12 protein-coding genes and 6 tRNA genes are annotated in these 15173 nt (G+C 53.2%); 4 read left to right on the forward strand and 14 right to left on the reverse strand.

Features of this window, described 5'->3' with window-relative positions; genetic code table 11:
• Positions 1–128: 128 nt before the first annotated feature.
• Positions 129–569: a hypothetical protein gene (locus DKB62_RS05895; protein ID WP_087478868.1), complete on the forward strand. Its 441-nt coding sequence runs from the start codon at positions 129–131 to the stop codon at positions 567–569.
• 158 nt (positions 570–727) lie between these two features.
• On the opposite strand, the gene pta is transcribed toward DKB62_RS05895, so the two are convergent.
• The 10 genes from pta to DKB62_RS05945 all read right to left on the reverse strand — a co-directional run bounded on the left by pta (position 728) and on the right by DKB62_RS05945 (position 6091).
• The gene (gene pta / locus DKB62_RS05900; protein WP_107196140.1) at positions 728–1771 is read right to left on the reverse strand and encodes a phosphate acetyltransferase; all 1044 of its coding nucleotides are present in this window, start codon (positions 1769–1771) and stop codon (positions 728–730) included.
• 377 nt (positions 1772–2148) lie between these two features.
• Positions 2149–2224: transfer RNA gene (locus DKB62_RS05905), tRNA-Val, on the reverse strand.
• 6 nt (positions 2225–2230) lie between these two features.
• Positions 2231–2306 (reverse strand) — tRNA-Glu (locus DKB62_RS05910).
• Between the two features lie 16 nt (positions 2307–2322).
• Positions 2323–2398, reverse strand: a tRNA-Lys gene (locus DKB62_RS05915).
• A gap of 7 nt (positions 2399–2405) precedes the next feature.
• Positions 2406–2479, reverse strand: a tRNA-Gln gene (locus DKB62_RS05920).
• A gap of 4 nt (positions 2480–2483) precedes the next feature.
• Positions 2484–2559 (reverse strand) — tRNA-Asn (locus DKB62_RS05925).
• A gap of 25 nt (positions 2560–2584) precedes the next feature.
• A tRNA-Gly gene (locus DKB62_RS05930) sits at positions 2585–2659 on the reverse strand.
• Positions 2660–3011: 352 nt separating this feature from the next.
• Positions 3012–3854, reverse strand: a complete 843-nt coding sequence (larC, locus tag DKB62_RS05935) for a nickel pincer cofactor biosynthesis protein LarC (RefSeq protein WP_087478791.1) — start codon at positions 3852–3854, stop codon at positions 3012–3014.
• Positions 3855–3895: 41 nt separating this feature from the next.
• Positions 3896–4897, reverse strand: a complete 1002-nt coding sequence (locus tag DKB62_RS05940; RefSeq protein ID WP_107196139.1) for a nicotinate-nucleotide--dimethylbenzimidazole phosphoribosyltransferase — start codon at positions 4895–4897, stop codon at positions 3896–3898.
• A 93-nt stretch (positions 4898–4990) separates the two neighbouring features.
• The gene (locus DKB62_RS05945; protein WP_107196138.1) at positions 4991–6091 is read right to left on the reverse strand and encodes an iron-containing alcohol dehydrogenase family protein; all 1101 of its coding nucleotides are present in this window, start codon (positions 6089–6091) and stop codon (positions 4991–4993) included.
• 461 nt (positions 6092–6552) lie between these two features.
• Between DKB62_RS05945 and DKB62_RS05950 the strand changes: the two genes are divergently transcribed.
• Positions 6553–8442: a carbon starvation CstA family protein gene (locus DKB62_RS05950; protein ID WP_087478788.1), complete on the forward strand. Its 1890-nt coding sequence runs from the start codon at positions 6553–6555 to the stop codon at positions 8440–8442.
• Between the two features lie 136 nt (positions 8443–8578).
• On the forward strand, positions 8579–9499 hold the full coding sequence (locus DKB62_RS05955) for a radical SAM protein (RefSeq protein WP_107196137.1): 921 nt from the start codon (positions 8579–8581) through the stop codon (positions 9497–9499).
• 409 nt (positions 9500–9908) lie between these two features.
• On the opposite strand, the gene DKB62_RS05960 is transcribed toward DKB62_RS05955, so the two are convergent.
• On the reverse strand, positions 9909–11318 hold the full coding sequence (locus tag DKB62_RS05960; RefSeq protein ID WP_107196136.1) for an FAD-binding oxidoreductase: 1410 nt from the start codon (positions 11316–11318) through the stop codon (positions 9909–9911).
• Positions 11319–11430: 112 nt separating this feature from the next.
• On the opposite strand from DKB62_RS05960, the gene DKB62_RS05965 reads away from it, so the two are divergent.
• Positions 11431–11742 (forward strand): MGMT family protein, encoded by a 312-nt coding sequence (locus tag DKB62_RS05965; protein WP_107196135.1) that lies wholly within the window; start codon positions 11431–11433, stop codon positions 11740–11742.
• An 81-nt stretch (positions 11743–11823) separates the two neighbouring features.
• On the opposite strand, the gene DKB62_RS05970 is transcribed toward DKB62_RS05965, so the two are convergent.
• From DKB62_RS05970 to DKB62_RS05980, 3 genes are read right to left on the reverse strand one after another with little or no spacing between them, the layout of a single operon-like run.
• Positions 11824–13107 (reverse strand): DUF445 domain-containing protein, encoded by a 1284-nt coding sequence (locus DKB62_RS05970; protein ID WP_107196134.1) that lies wholly within the window; start codon positions 13105–13107, stop codon positions 11824–11826.
• A gap of 1 nt (position 13108) precedes the next feature.
• A complete protein-coding gene (locus DKB62_RS05975) occupies positions 13109–14383 on the reverse strand; it encodes a DUF445 domain-containing protein (RefSeq protein ID WP_087478783.1) in 1275 nt (424 codons plus the stop codon).
• Positions 14384–14427: 44 nt separating this feature from the next.
• Entirely contained in the window at positions 14428–15126 is a 699-nt protein-coding gene (locus tag DKB62_RS05980) for an MBL fold metallo-hydrolase (RefSeq protein ID WP_107196133.1), read from the reverse strand.
• Positions 15127–15173: the final 47 nt, after the last annotated feature.

Consider the following 15173-nt stretch of genomic DNA (forward strand, 5'->3'; position numbering starts at 1 on the left):
TGTATATCAACTATCCTCATTTAGCGTATCATGGGGCACGGGCCCTGTCAATATAAGGCGACCCCTGCTCTTCCCGGCAGGTTGTGCTATAATAAGGGCATGACTATACAAGCAAGGAGAGGTTTCATATGGCACAAAAACGAAAAGACCGACGGCAGCAGGCTGTCGACGACCCGAAGGAAGAGCTTCGGCTGCAGGAATACATCTTTCTCTGGACCTTCCTGCTCATGGTCCTCCTATTAGTGTCCTTATATCTGCAAATCAATCCGATCGTCCCGGCAGCGGCAGGCGTCGTCCTCGTCGTGTCTACTATCGCCCTGTACGTCAAATACCGCGAATTCTACGCCGTCCGCGACCGAGGCCAGCGTACCTGGTGCTCCGTCCTGTCGATGTACGCCAGCCTGCTCCTCACGCTGGGCTGCGCCTATTACTACTCGCAGCACGAAAAGCTGACCGACGAATACGCCCTCGTGTTCCTCTTCGGCTTTCTGTTCTTTACGTACATGGCCTACCGCACACTGAGCCGTTCCATGGTCGTCGGCAACAAGCGAGTTCGCGTAAAACGCTGACGGCAGCGGGAAAAAGCCGGCAGGAAACAGTTATGCCGAAAGGCCAGGCAAAAGGCCGAAACGAATCAACTGCATACTTGAGAATATAAAAACAGCGCACACGATATCGTATGCGCTGTTTTTATGCACGCCGCTATAAACGGCGCAGCCTGTCGCTCTTAGCCTTCGAAGGGATGAGCGGCCTGTTTTTTCATGATATCTGTCGTAATTGCGTCAGAGCAGCAAACGGCGACGACGTCTACGACGTCTTCTGTCGAGCAGCCACGGGACAAGTCGAGAATCGGTTTTGCCAAGCCCTGAACCAAGGGGCCAAGAGCCGTTGCGTTGGCAAAACGCTGAACCATCTTGTAGCCGATGTTAGCAGCATCGAGGTTCGGGAAAATGAGGACGTTGGCATGGCCGGCAACCTTGGAACCCGGAGCTTTGCGTTCGCCAACTTCCGGTACCAACGCGGCGTCAGCCTGCATTTCGCCGTCGAAGTCGAATTCTACGCCGCGGTCTTTCAGGATCTGTACAGCCTGACGAACTTTGTCGACAGATTCGCCGGCGCCGCTGCCCATGGTGGAGTAGGACAAGAAGGCAACGCGAGGTCTTAACATCTGTACAGTTCTTTCAGCACGTTCCACGCAGATGCAGGCAATGTCAGCCAGCTGTTCTGCCGTCGGATCGGGAATAACACCGCAGTCGCCCAGTACGAGGATGCCGTTATCGCCGTACTGCGGCGTATTGGTCAGCAAAATGAAGGCACTGGATACGGTCTTGTTGCCCGGACGGGGGCCTACGACCTGAAGGCCGGCGCGGATAACGTCGGCAGACGTCGTAATCGCACCGGATACGACACCGTCAGCTTCGCCGAGAGCAACGAGGCCGGCAGCGAAGAAGGTGTAGTTGTTAACCATAACTTCGTATGCTTTTTCCGGCGTCATGCCTTTCTTTTCGCGGCGTTTTGCAAAATATGCGCACAATTCGTCCATGCGGTAATACGTTGCCGGGTCGATTACTTCAACGCCCGTAAGGTCAATCTGGTATTTAGCAGCATCTTTTTTGATTTGTTCCAGTTTGCCTACGAGGACAATTCTGGCAAAGCCTTCGGCCAAAACACGTTCGGCAGCTTTCAGTACGCGGGGGCTGCTCGTTTCCGGAAGAACAATCTTCTTCTGCGCTTTCGCAACACGGGCTTTCAAATCTTCAGTAAATCGCATGAGGGAACCACTCCTTAAATAAATCTTAAAAATGAATGTTTGACAGCTTTATTATAATACAAAATGGAGTCGAATCAAATACGTTTCGCCTGCTTATTGCAATAATACGAACAATTCGGCATGAAAGTTAATCATTTTATAATATACTATTATGCATTTATGCTATCATACATGAGTCTATGTGTTATCTTAAAGGCCGGCGGCAGAACGAAGGGAGTTTCGTTCCTGACCAGAAGACGAGGAATTTCAGCAAAGAGGGGATATCTTCGTATGCCAACAGGAAGCAACGACAGACATTCGGTACGCAGCGTCTTGGCCAATAACCGTCATACATGCAAAAAAAGACATACACCGAAGTGTATGTCTTGTAAAAAAATTGGTGGGCGATAACAGGATCGAACTGCTGACATCCTGCTTGTAAGGCAGGCGCTCTCCCAGCTGAGCTAATCGCCCGGATAGTGGTGACCCCTACGGGATTCGAACCCATGTTCTCGCCGTGAAAGGGCGGTGTCTTAAACCACTTGACCAAGGGGCCATGCTAGAGTAAATGATGGTGATCCACCCGAGATTCGAACTCGGGACACCCTGATTAAAAGTCAGGTGCTCTACCGACTGAGCTAGTGGATCATAAATTTGGCAGGGGTAGCTGGATTCGAACCAACGATGACGGAGTCAGAGTCCGTAGCCTTACCGCTTGGCGATACCCCTGTATTGGCTCCTCAAGTAGGACTCGAACCTACGACAAATCGGTTAACAGCCGATTGCTCTACCGACTGAGCTATTGAGGAATAGCTTCCTCTTAAAGAGGAAATATGGAGCGGAAAACGAGGCTCGAACTCGCGACCCCCACCTTGGCAAGGTGGTGCTCTACCACTGAGCTACTTCCGCATGACGACGAAGTTTATTTTAGCACTTTCGTTTGTGCTTGTCAACACATTTTTTGAAAGTTTTTTAAGAACTTTTTTGCGACGTTCTTTCTAACCTTCTCTGTGTCGGCGAGTTCATCAGAACGCTTAATCATAATATCACGCCTCCTGTAATCTGTCAATAGATTTTTTCACTTTTTTCGCAAATAGTTGATGGAATTGATTATATGATGAATTCTACCAGATATACTCTACTTTCTCCATAAAAGAAGCGCCGCAAAAAATATCTCCGCGGCGCCTTACCTATCTTACGTTTATGTAGCTGTCATGAGCCAAGACATGCAGGAGAATCGTGTCTGTCCTGCCGCCGTTCCTTACCGCCATGATTCAGCTTCTCCGATAAAGCCGCGGACGACGTTGGGGATTTCCAGGTCTTTCGTGCCTGCGCCGTAAGCCGTGATGTCATGGACAAAGGACTTGGGCCGGGGGCCGATATAGGAAGCCAGGGTCTTGACGAGGGCCGCGCCGGTCGGCGTGACGAGTTCGCCGCGGATGTCCGTAGCATAATAGGGAATGCCTGCCAGCAGTTCTGCCGTAGCCGGAGCCGGTACGGGCATAACGCCGTGGGCGCAGCGTACGAAGCCGCTGCCGACGTGGAGAGGCGACGCGCCGATTTGCTCTATGCCCAGATATTCGAGAGCCCAGGCAACGCCGACGATGTCCAGGATGCAGTCGACGGCCCCGACTTCATGGAAATGAATCTGGTCGACAGGCACGCCGTGAACCTTTGCCTCGGCTTTTGCCAGCTCGCCGAATACGGCGAGGCTTTTCGCCTTAACGCTGTCCGACAGCGGCGACGCTTCGATAATCGCCGTGATTTCCTGCAGGCCGCGGTGCTGGTGATGATGGTGATGGCCCGTCGTATCGACGAGATGCTCGTGGCTGTGCGAACCGTGATGTTCGTGATGATGATGGTGCTCATGATCGTGCCCGCCGTCGTGCGCATGGTGATGACGTTCCGCATCAAGAATTACGTTGTAATAGACCGATTGAATTCCCAGCTTGGAAACGGATTCGCAGACGAGGGAATATCCTTCCAGCTTCAGCGAAGCCATGGCGTCCTGAAAGGCGTCGAAGGGCACGCCGGCCTGCAGAAGCATGCCGGTGAACATATTGCCGCTGATGCCGGAAAAACAATCGAGGTATAAGGTCTTCATGTATAATCTCCTTCCTGCCGCAAAGGGGCATCGCTATCGTCTTATTTCAATTCCTTATTCATCATGTCTACTGCCGCATCCAGCAGGGACAAGCCGATGACCGAGCCCATGCCCTGATCCGTATCCTGCCCCGTTTCAAAGAAGGCCTTGAGGCCCATCTTTTTCATCTGCATCTGATGAACCGGCTCGGCATATCGCGCCGAAGGGATGACGTAGTCGTCTACCTGAGAGCAGAGGGCCCGGCTGAGCAGTACGGCCGCTCCCGTCACCGCGTTGTCGAATACGACGAGGAGACGGCGATGGGCCGCCGCCAATATGAGGCCGACCATGGCGGCGATATCGGGCGAGCCGGCGCGGCGCAGCAAATCCAGAGGATCGCCGGCATCCAGTTCCAGCCGGTCCATGAGAGCCGTCAGCTGCTCCAGCTTGCCCTGCGATTTCATATGGGACGGCAAGTCGTTCATAGAATCGCGGAAGAAGGCCGCTGTGAGGATAAAGGCCGTCAGCAGACCCCGTTCGCCGATATTGCCGAGGCCGAGGGCGTTGTAATGCTCGTCGGCCAGATTTTCTCCGATTTGCAGGCCGCTGAACATGGCGTCCAGCATCTGGTCTTCCGTCATGGCCGGCCCTTTGGCCCAAAAATGGCTGCCGTGCATGACCTTCAAGTCCTGAACGCCTTCCGATTCGGGAATATTCTGCTCCAGTCCCATATCCAGCAGCAACACGCCGGCTCCTATCTGATGGGCCACCTTGTTGATATGGCCCTTTCCGGCGGCGATTTCCAGCGCGGCGGCCTTGCTGCCCATGCCCTTCGTTTTATTTTCCCCGCCGTCGACGGCGTGGTCGGCGGCAAATAAGACGACGGCTTTTTTCAGCAGCGATGGCTGCAGCGTATCGGAGACGCCGGCAATACGGCCGGCCAAGTAAGTCAAATTCCCGTCCTGAGGGACGGCAAGGCTCGACAGCTTCGCGTAGCACTCGCCGGTCTTTTCCAGATTCAGGGGGCCGATACCGGCGATTACCTGTTCCAGCACACTATCCATTGCATACCTCCTGGTTACTCATTTTTGTCTATTATACCATAAAAGGACGGCTCTCCTGCAGAGAGTCGCCCCTTTTTATGCGGCTGAACAGTTTTATAATGCGCTGCCAAAGGCGTCCGTGTCGACGATCGCCTGCTTGAAGGCTTCTTTCGTCAGCGGAGACGGCACGCAGTTCCATTCCGTAATGGCCGGCGCTTTTTCGACGATCGCGTCGATTTCGTCGGCTTTGATATCCAAATCGGCCAACTTGACCGGATAGCCGGCTTTCTTGTAGAAGGCGGCTATCCGGTCGCGCAGTTCGAACTGCTTGTCGTACGTCAAGAGGACGAGTACGCCGAAGGATACGATTTCGCCGTGGAGATGGCCTTCTACGACCTGCGGCAGCACCGTCGACGAGTTGTAGAACAAGTGGGCGATAGACGAGTTATAATAGTATACGCCGTTGTGGCCTGTCGTGCAGTTGGAAACGAGGCCCGTGCTGATGATGATGTCCAATACGACCTGCTGCAGCTCATAGGTGACCTTCTTTTCCTTGAAGTCAGCCAAGGCTTTTTCACCGTATTCGAGAAGCGGTTCCGTGCAGACCTTGCCCAAAGCCCGCCCCAGGAGAATCGTATGGAAAATGTCGGCTGCGCGGCTGGCCAATTCGCTTTCGCATTCCTTGCTCATGGCGTCGCCGATGCCGGCCCAGAACAAGTCGAAGGGCGAGTCGGCGATGATGTCCATATTGATAAACGTATGGACCGGCGGCGTCGGCAGGTAGTAGTAACCGGCGAAGGATTTATCTTCGTTGTACATGACGGCGATGGCCGTAGACGGAGCGCAGTTCGAAGCGACCGTCGGGAAGGCGAAATAGGGCTTGCCGACTTTATCGGCTACGACCTTGCAGGTGTCGATAGCCCGGCCGCCGCCTACGCCGAAAATGAGGTCGGCATTTTTAACGGCGTCTTCAGCCATCAAGGCGTCTACCCGTTCGTACGTCGCGTCGTCGCCGTACCACAGCACGCCGAGAACTTCCAGATCGGTGTTTTTAATGGCGTCGAGGAGCAGCTTTTCCGCTTTGGACAAGGCCGTTTTGCCGCCGATAATGACGACTTTTTTGCCGAAAGGCTTCGTAACCTGGCCGATGGCATCGTAAGCGTTGGCGCCGATCGTAAAGGCCGGCAGCACCAGTGTGTAATCAGACTGAGACATAATTGTACCCCCTATACAAGTTATGTAAAATATAAATAAGTAATAGCTGAAGCCGTCATGCTATACGGCTCGAAAAAGTTAAAGCAGATATATTATACCACTGTCAGCAAAATCTGACTATTGGTAAACGAACATTATGTTTTTTTGTTTTCCTCCGGCGTATATTATCAATTGATATACATATCTGCATAAAATGATATTTTTTCATCACATACTACATATGACTTGTAACCTCTTTCATTATACTAGATAAGGCATGTATATTTGAGCCATTTTTTATTTTTTTGTCACCAAAAGATTTTATTATCACCGGAGGACGGACTGTGCCCCTGCCCACCTTGAAATTTTAATCTTATTGATATATAGTTAGAGTCGGTTAAAGGGCTTGCTCTAGTAGGAATCATTATAGCAGTTCATTTCTCAAAAGCAGCCCTAAAATTTTAAAAGGAGGTTGTTTTTGTATGAACGGTTTGTATTTAGTTATTGTTTCTGCACTCGTGTTCGTACTGGCTTACCGCTTTTACGGCGCCTTCATCGCCGCTAAAGTATTGACGCTGAACCAGTACAAAGTCACGCCGGCATTCCGTTTCGAAGACGGCCACGACTATGTTCCGACGAACAAATACGTCGTATTCGGCCATCACTTCGCAGCTATCGCTGGCGCAGGCCCGCTCGTAGGCCCGGTTATTGCCGCTCAGTTCGGTTATTTGCCCGGCGCGTTGTGGATTCTTATCGGGGGCGTCCTCGCAGGGGCCGTACACGATATGGTTATCCTCTTCGCTTCCATGCGCTATGACGGCAAATCCATCGCCGAAATCGCAAAAGCGCAGATCGGCGACAAAATCGGCTTGGCTACGTCCTTCGCCGTATTGTTCCTGAATATCCTCGCTATGGCCGGTATGGCCGTCGTCGTCGTCAACGCCTTGCACGACAGCCCGTGGGGTACCTTCACCATCGGCATGACGATTCCTATTGCTATTCTCGTCGGCTTGTATCTGCAGTTCCTGCGCCCCGGCAAGATTCAGGAAGCTACGATCATCGGCGTCGTCCTCGTATTGCTCGCCGTCGTCGTAGGCCCGTCCGTCCAGGCTTCGCCGACATTGGCTCCTATCTTTACCATTAGCGCCAGAGGCGTCAGCATCGCCTTGATCCTCTACGGTTTCATCGCCGCTGCCCTCCCTGTATGGCTGCTCCTCGCTCCGCGCGATTATTTGTCCACGTACATGAAGATCGGTACGATCGGCGCCTTGGCCCTCGGCATCATCATCGTCGGCCCGAGCGTTGAAATGCCTGCCGTTACGCAGTTCTGCGCCGGCGGCGGCCCGGTTATTACCGGCCCGGTTCTTCCGTACATCTTCATCACTATCGCCTGCGGCGCTATTTCCGGCTTCCACTGCATGATTTCCACAGGCACGACGCCGAAAATGCTCATGAACGAACGCTCTATCCTCCCCGTAGGCTATGGCGCAATGCTTACAGAATCCTTCGTCGGCATGATGGCTTTGATCGCAGCCTGCGCTCTCCAGCCGGCCGACTACTTCGCTATTAACTCTACAGCCGCTCACTTCCAGGCTCTCGGCATGCAGGTCGTTGACCTCCCGATGCTGAACCAGATGGTCGGCGAAGACGTTGCCCATCGTCCCGGCGGCGCCGTTTCCCTGGCAGTCGGCATGGCTCACATCTTCTCCAGAATTCCTGGCCTCGACCACCTCATGAACTACTGGTACCACTTCTGCATCATGTTCGAAGCATTGTTCATCATGACGATCATCGATGCCGGTACTCGTGTCGGCCGTTACATGTTCCAGGAACTTATCGGCCGCGTATGGCCTAAGTTCGGCGATCCCCATTGGCTCCCCGGCGGCATCATCGCTTCCGCATTAGTATCCGGCGCTTGGGGTTACATCGTACTGCAGGGCAGCTTGTCCACGATTTGGCCTATCTTCGGCGTATCCAACCAGTTGCTGGCTATCATTACCTTGGCTATTTCTTCCGTCGTTATCTGCAGCATGGGCAAAGCCCGCTACGTTTGGGTAACAGGCTTCCCCTGGGCTGTTTTGACGGTCGTTATCTTCTGGGCAGACTTCCTCAACATGTTTGAAATCTATCTGCCTCAGGGCGAAATGCTCATGTTTACCGTTTCGGCCATCATGGCTATCCTGGTAATCATCATCAGCGTCGCTTCCCTCAAGAAGTGCATGTACCTGGCTAAGACCGTTCCTGCCAGCTACGATACTACAGCTACCGTAGAAGCAGAAGAACTGAAGCATTTGGAACAGCTCGTCGCTCAGCAGGACGACGAAGGCGCAAGAGCAAGACGCTTCAAAGAATTGACGATTGCTCATCATTAATTCGAAAATTTGCTTGTCATGTAAAAAGGCTGTCTCGTAAGAGGCAGCCTTTTTCTATATATGGTATAATGCAGTATATCCCTTGGCGGCCTGCCGGCGCAGACTGCCGCACACTGTACTGCAAGGAGATGTTTTTATGTCCGAATATATCTGCAACGATTGTCCCCGGCGCTGCGGCGTCGTCCGCAGCCAATACTACACGCCCCATGCGCCCATGGCCGGCTACTGCCATACGTCCCTGCAGCCCGTCGTAGCCAGGGCGGCCCTGCACTTCTGGGAAGAGCCCTGCATCAGCGGCACGCGGGGTTCGGGGACCGTATTTTTTACGAGCTGCAACCTGCGCTGCTGCTTCTGCCAAAACGCCTCTATCAGTACGGGCGGCACGGGCATTCCCATTACGGTAAAGCGGCTGCGCGAAATCTACGGCGAACTTATCGCGCAAGGAGCCCACAACATCAATCTCGTCACGCCGACGCCCTATACCTGGGCTGTCCGGCAGAGCCTGGAGCAGCCCCTGCCCGTTCCCGTCGTCTACAACTGCGGCGGCTATGAAGCGCCGGAAACCATTGACGCCTTACGAGGTAAGGTACAAATTTATCTGCCTGACCTGAAATACATGGATTCGGCTCTGGCCAAGCGCTACAGCGGCGCCGCCGACTATCCCCAGGCCGCGGCGGAAGCCATCCTGCGCATGTACGACCAGGTCGGCCCCTACGAGCTCGACGACGACGGCATCCTGCAGAAGGGCGTCATCATCCGCCACCTCATCCTGCCGGGCTGCGTCGAAAACACTAAGGCCGTCATCGACTGGGTGCGAAGCCATTTCGACGACGGACAAGTCCTGTTCAGCCTCATGCGCCAGTACGTCCCCTGCGGCAAAGCCGCCGACTATCCCGAAATCGACCGCTTCCTCACTGACGAAGAGTACGACGAAGCCGAACAGTACCTCTTCGACAGCGGCATCGAAGACGGCTTCGTCCAGGAAAAAGACAGCGCCAGCGAAACCTTCATTCCCAGCTTCTGCGGCGAAGGCGTGCTGAAATCGAAAAAAATATAATATTCAAACGCCCAACAAGCAGCATATCCTTATACTGCATCTATTAGAACTTCTTAAACAAACTAGATCGTCCTATATATGAATAAATACAAAAGGGAAAGGCTTCGTCATGCAGATAAAGCCTTTCCCTTAATGTATTTACATGTATAACTAAAAATATTTATTCTTTTATATCAACCCAATATCAACCCAATACACATTGGATTCATAGGCATTTAGCGCTTTAAAATCCAATGAGAGGTCTTTCTATTCTCTGAATCACGCTTAATCTTTCCTTGCTGCTTTAAACGAGTCAGCAGCGTCAATATCTTTTCTATTCACATGCCTTTATCACTTTTTCTATAAAGAGTAATACGGCGTGGCTGTTCGTCACGCCGCATTATTCGCATTTAGCTGTATATATTTCAGATTACTCTTCCATATCAAATACTTTCCCCGGATTGAGGATCAGATTCGGATCAAAGGCTTTTTTGACGGCTTTCATGAGGGCCAGGGCCGCCGGGTCCTCGTATTTAGCGAAGAGGGCCTTGCGCTTTTGGCCGATGCCGTGTTCACCGGAAATCTTGCCTCCCAAGGCGTAGACGGCGGCGCAGGCCGCATCTTCAAAGGCTTCTATCTTCGCAGCTTCTTCGTCGGCCGTAAAGCCGCGGCGAAGCACGTCGAGGTGCAGGTTGCCGTCGCCGGCATGGCTGACGCCGCGGAACTTGACGCCCTGCGCCTGCCCGATTCTTTCCAGCTCTATCAGCAGCTTTTCCAGCATATCCGGCGGCACGACGAAATCTTCCATGGCTGCGACAGGACATTCTGCTGCCGACGCTTCCGTAAAGGCCTTGCGGGCGTTCCACACCTTATCGGCGTCGGCGACGAAGATTTCCAAGGCTCCCTGAGCCCGGCAGATTTCATCGACGGCGACGCACATATCGTCTACGTCGTCTTCGCTCTTGCCATCGAGCTGAATGACCATGTAATTGCCCTTGTCCGAGTAGGGCTGCTTTTCGTCGAGGTACTGCTCGACGACGCGGATGACGGCGTTATCCATGCATTCAAGGCACGTCGGCTCAATACCGGCCTTGGGAAGAGCCGTTACGAGGGACAGGGCGCTTTCCACCGTCGGGAAGACGGCCAGAATATCTACGGTATATTTTGGCAAGGGAACGAGCTTTAAAGTCAGCTTCGTAATGATGCCTAAGGTTCCTTCGGAGCCGATGATGATTTTTTCCAGCGGATAGCCAGCCGTCACTTTTTTCAGCCGGCCGCCGAACTGGGCAATCTCTCCCGTCGGCGTCACGACTTCGATAGCGTATATCTGGTCCCGCGTCGTACCGTATTTCACGGCCCTGTTGCCGCCGGCGTTGGTCGCCGCGTTGCCGCCGATAAAGCAGCTGTCGCCGCTGCACGGATCGCCGGCATAGAGCAGGCCCTTCGATTTTGCCAGCGCCTGAAGCTCCGCTGTAATGACGCCGGGCTCGACGACCATGTACATCTTATCGGCGTCGAACTCGAGAATGCGGTTCATCCGTTCCGTACTCAGTATGATGCCGCCGAAATCATTGGTCACGGCGCCAAATTCCAGTCCCGTGCCGGCGCCGCGCGGGACGACGGGAATCCGTTCCCGATTGGCCAATTTCATGACCGCCGCCGTCTGCTCCGCCGTTTCCGGCAGTACGACGGCCTCGGGCAAATGGAAATATTCCCGTTCGACGCCTTCGTCTTTCTCGTAAGGAATCAGCTTATCCTTATCAGTATATACGTATTTTTCGCCGACAATCCCCTTCAATTCTTCTACTAAGGCCGGCGTAAGATGATGATACTCTTTCACTTCGTTCCCTCCCCGAAAAAATAAGCAGTTTACGTTATTATACCATATTGACGCCCTAATTTCCCCTTGCTATGATGATGTTAACGACTTCCATTCACACCTCGAGGCTCTTATGACAAGACACGTACTAACAGAAGAATTAATTTACGAAATACTCTCAGTCGTCGCCGAAATCCCTGCCGGCTCCGTTGCTTCGTACGGCCAAATCGCCCGGCTCATCGGCCGCGATCGCAACGCCCGGCTCATCGGCAAGGTCCTGTCCATGGCCCAATACTACGGCAAATACCCCTGCCACCGCGTCGTAAACAGCGCCGGCCGTACTGCGCCGGGATGGGCCAGGCAGCGGGTTCTGCTGGAGCAGGAAGGCGTGCAGTTCAAACCTAACGGCTGCGTCGACATGAAGCGATATCAATGGGAGTATTAATCAACAGCCTCATCAGCATAAACGAAGGGCTTGCCGCCTCCAATACATGAGCGGCAAGCCCTTTGCTGCAGTTGTATTCAATTATAAAAACAGTCCCCGCATAAAGGGCACGAAGAAGGGCTCGTAAATGAGCCGCAGGAAGGCGAATACGGCAAAGCCGATCGTACCACCGACGAGAGCGCCGTTGATGCGAATCCAGGCCAAATCTTCGCCGACCTTGCTTTCCAGGAAGGCGTTGAACTTTCTCTTGTCGAAGCCCGTCAGCACGTCTCGGACGGCTACGGCGATGAGCGAGTGCTCGTGTTCCAGGATGACGTTGCAGGCCCGGCGGATCTGTTCGTCCAGCCAATCTTTGATTTCCGGATGAGCGCTGCAGTATTCGACATAGCGCAGGAATTGTTCTTCCAGCAAATCCTTCAGCTCTTCTTTTCCCTTATCGCCTTGGGTAAAGTAGTCCTTGGCCGAACGCTGCGTCGCGCTGAGCCACTTTTCAATAGGCAGGGAATCGACAAACTGGTCCTGCCAGTTCTGCACGCCGTAAGCCAGCTGGCCGTTCATCGAATACAAGAACAATTCAAACTTGCGGCACAGCCATTCACGCTGTTCCCCTTCGGCCTGTTCCCACTGGTCCAGCCAGGAGATGATGCCTTTTTTGATGTCCTTGGCAATTTTCCGCGTGTCGACGACGCCGATAAACTTGTTAATCGTAATGATGGATACGGTCGAATACTTCGATTCTTCCATCCACTGCTGAATGAGCTTATCCAGGAGGGCGTCGAAATCGTCGCTGCGCACCAGCTCGCGGCCCAAGCCGACGGCATCGTTGAACATATGGCTGTTCGGATCTTCCAGCAGCGATATGAGACGATCCTGGAAGAAGCTGACCAACGGCTGCCGTTTCAAATACTGGCGGATATGATCGGCGATGGATTCCTGCGTGCTGCCCTTCTGGGCGTGGTTATAGGCACGCTGGGCTACTTCATACAAGAGAGCGCGGAATTTTTCCCGACCGCTGGGGCTGCGAAGCCAGCCGATAAACTTATCCATAAAGGATATCTGATATAACTTATCCTGCCACATATTGGGCTGGAGCAGCTTTTCCGAAATGATCTTCGTAATGCTGTCGATAATCTGCGTACGGTTGCGGTACAGCAGCTCCGTATGATAGGGGAAGCCCAGGGGCTTGTCGAACAGCGCCGTAACGGCAAACCAGTCGGCAATACTGCCGATGAGGGCCGACTGAATGACGAAAAACAGCAGTTCTTCCCACAAGGTTACGTCGTGGGTATACCACCACCAGAAGATGGCCAGAAAGCAGAGAAAGGACAAGGCCAAAATAGCGTTGGCCCGCTGGCGATATGTCATACTATACGCCTCCTTTCACGGCATACATGACGAGATAGATGACGGCGCCGAGAATTGCGCCGACGAGAGAGCCGTTGACGCGAATCATCTGCAAATCGTACCAGACGCTGCTTTCCAGCTGCTGCGCCAGATAATTTCCGTCGTACTTCATGATTTCCTGTTCCGCCGTCTTGCCGAACCATACCTGGAGCCGCTTCAATTCACGGGCGGCGAAGGCCAAAGCCGTGCGGTTCATCTGTTCCACCTGGTCGGGACTTTGCCGCCACCGTTCCAGCTTGCCGATGACGTATTTCGCCGCGACGGTGCAGACGCGCTTCTGCCGTTCCGGCGTCTGTACATAGCGCTGCCAGGCTTCCTTCGTGTCGGGACGGGTAACCAGGCTTTGATACATGCGGTTCTTGTAGCTGTCGATGCGTTCGTGCCATTCGCCGTTGAACTCGATGCGTTCCGTTTGCTTCCACAAATAATTCAGGGCCTGCTTGCGCTGCGGCGAATCTTCCCGCTTCGCGTCGTCCAGCAGGCTGAGGCATTTTTCCTGCAATTTTTCGGCGACGTGCTCCGGCCGGAACATGTCCATCTTGAGGGCCGCCTTGATGGCCCATTCAAAGAGGAAATTCCGTTCGGCATATTGCTGCAGGGACGCCTCGTAAATTTCGCCGATGTACTTTTTCATCGTATCGCTCTTGACGAGTATTTCCAGATGAAGAATCATGAAATCGAGAAAATCCTTCCCCGATTCGCCGCGCAGGCCGATCTTAATAGCCCGGCTCATGATAGGGGCCAAATCGATTTTTTCAATAGCCTGGCCGCCGACGCCGGAAAAGGCCTTGACGACGATTTTCATATCGACGGTATATAAAAACGTATTGAGGATTTGCCCAAATACGCGTTCCGCCGACTGAAAGCCCTTCTCCGTGTGGAGATACTCAAGGGTCGCTCCCAATATCGGATGATGCTTCAGCACGTTGTACATATTGGGCACCGTCAGGATTTCGCTTTCAATCATGTGACGGGCCATTTCGGCGATCCGTTCCTTGCTGTTCGGAATCAGGGCCGTCTTAAAGGAAATGCCCAAGGGCCGCCGGAACAGAGCCGTTACGGCATACCAGTCAGCCAGGCCGCCGATCAGGGCCGCTCCGGCTAAATGGGTCAATAACCCGCCCCAGAAAAAGTCCTGGAACGGATACGCCAGCAGCAGGATAATCGCCGCCGCCGCCAGTATATAATTGGCAATCTGACTGCGTTTAGGCTGCGCCGCCGTGTGTAATTCAGTCATGCTATACCTCCTCTGCTCTTCCAGTATATGCAGATATTGCTGCCTTATCGAACTGTCGTTTCCTCGCCTTTGCGGGCCGGTATCCACAAGGGCACGCCGCCGTAGGCCGCCTTAAAGTCAGGCGACGGCGACCAGACCGTTCCAAAATGATGCATAGAAACTAACAGCTTGTTCACATGCACCTTGTCTAAAAATCCTTTTACGCCCCATTCGCGCGCTCCTTCCAGCCGCGCGTCTACGGGGAAAAAGGCAACGTCTACAGACAGGCCGGCCAGTTTCTTCATTTCCCGGTCGAAATTGCCCTTCGCTTCGGCGTTGTTTTCGTCCGTGTCGCCCAGCCAGTGCCACCAGTTGAGGTCGCCGGCATGGAAGATGGAAAATCCGTCCGTTTCCACAAAAAAAGAACCGCCTTCGTCTGTAGAGCCATACTGGGTAATCGTTGCGTCTTCCATATGTATTGTATCATATAAACGCATAGTTTGCATTTTTTTTACGTCTACATCTTCCAGCGTCACGCCGTCGTTGAGAATATAATGGGCCGTATGGGCGGCGAAGTCGGCAATGCGGGGATTGAAGTGGTCTTCATGCCAGTGGGTGACGAAAAACCATAGGGGCTTATCCCCTTTCGCATAGGATTCCACCTTTCCTGCCGGATCCTTAAAGTAGTCGAATACCAGCACTTTTGTATCCGTTTCAACGGCAAAGCCGCTGTGGGCTAAAAACGTAATGTTTAATCCTGTCATATCTATTCCTCCTTGCTGTACGTAAATTCCATAGGTATTATCATGAG

Source organism: Megasphaera stantonii (assembly GCF_003367905.1).
Taxonomy (GTDB): domain Bacteria; phylum Bacillota; class Negativicutes; order Veillonellales; family Megasphaeraceae; genus Megasphaera; species Megasphaera stantonii.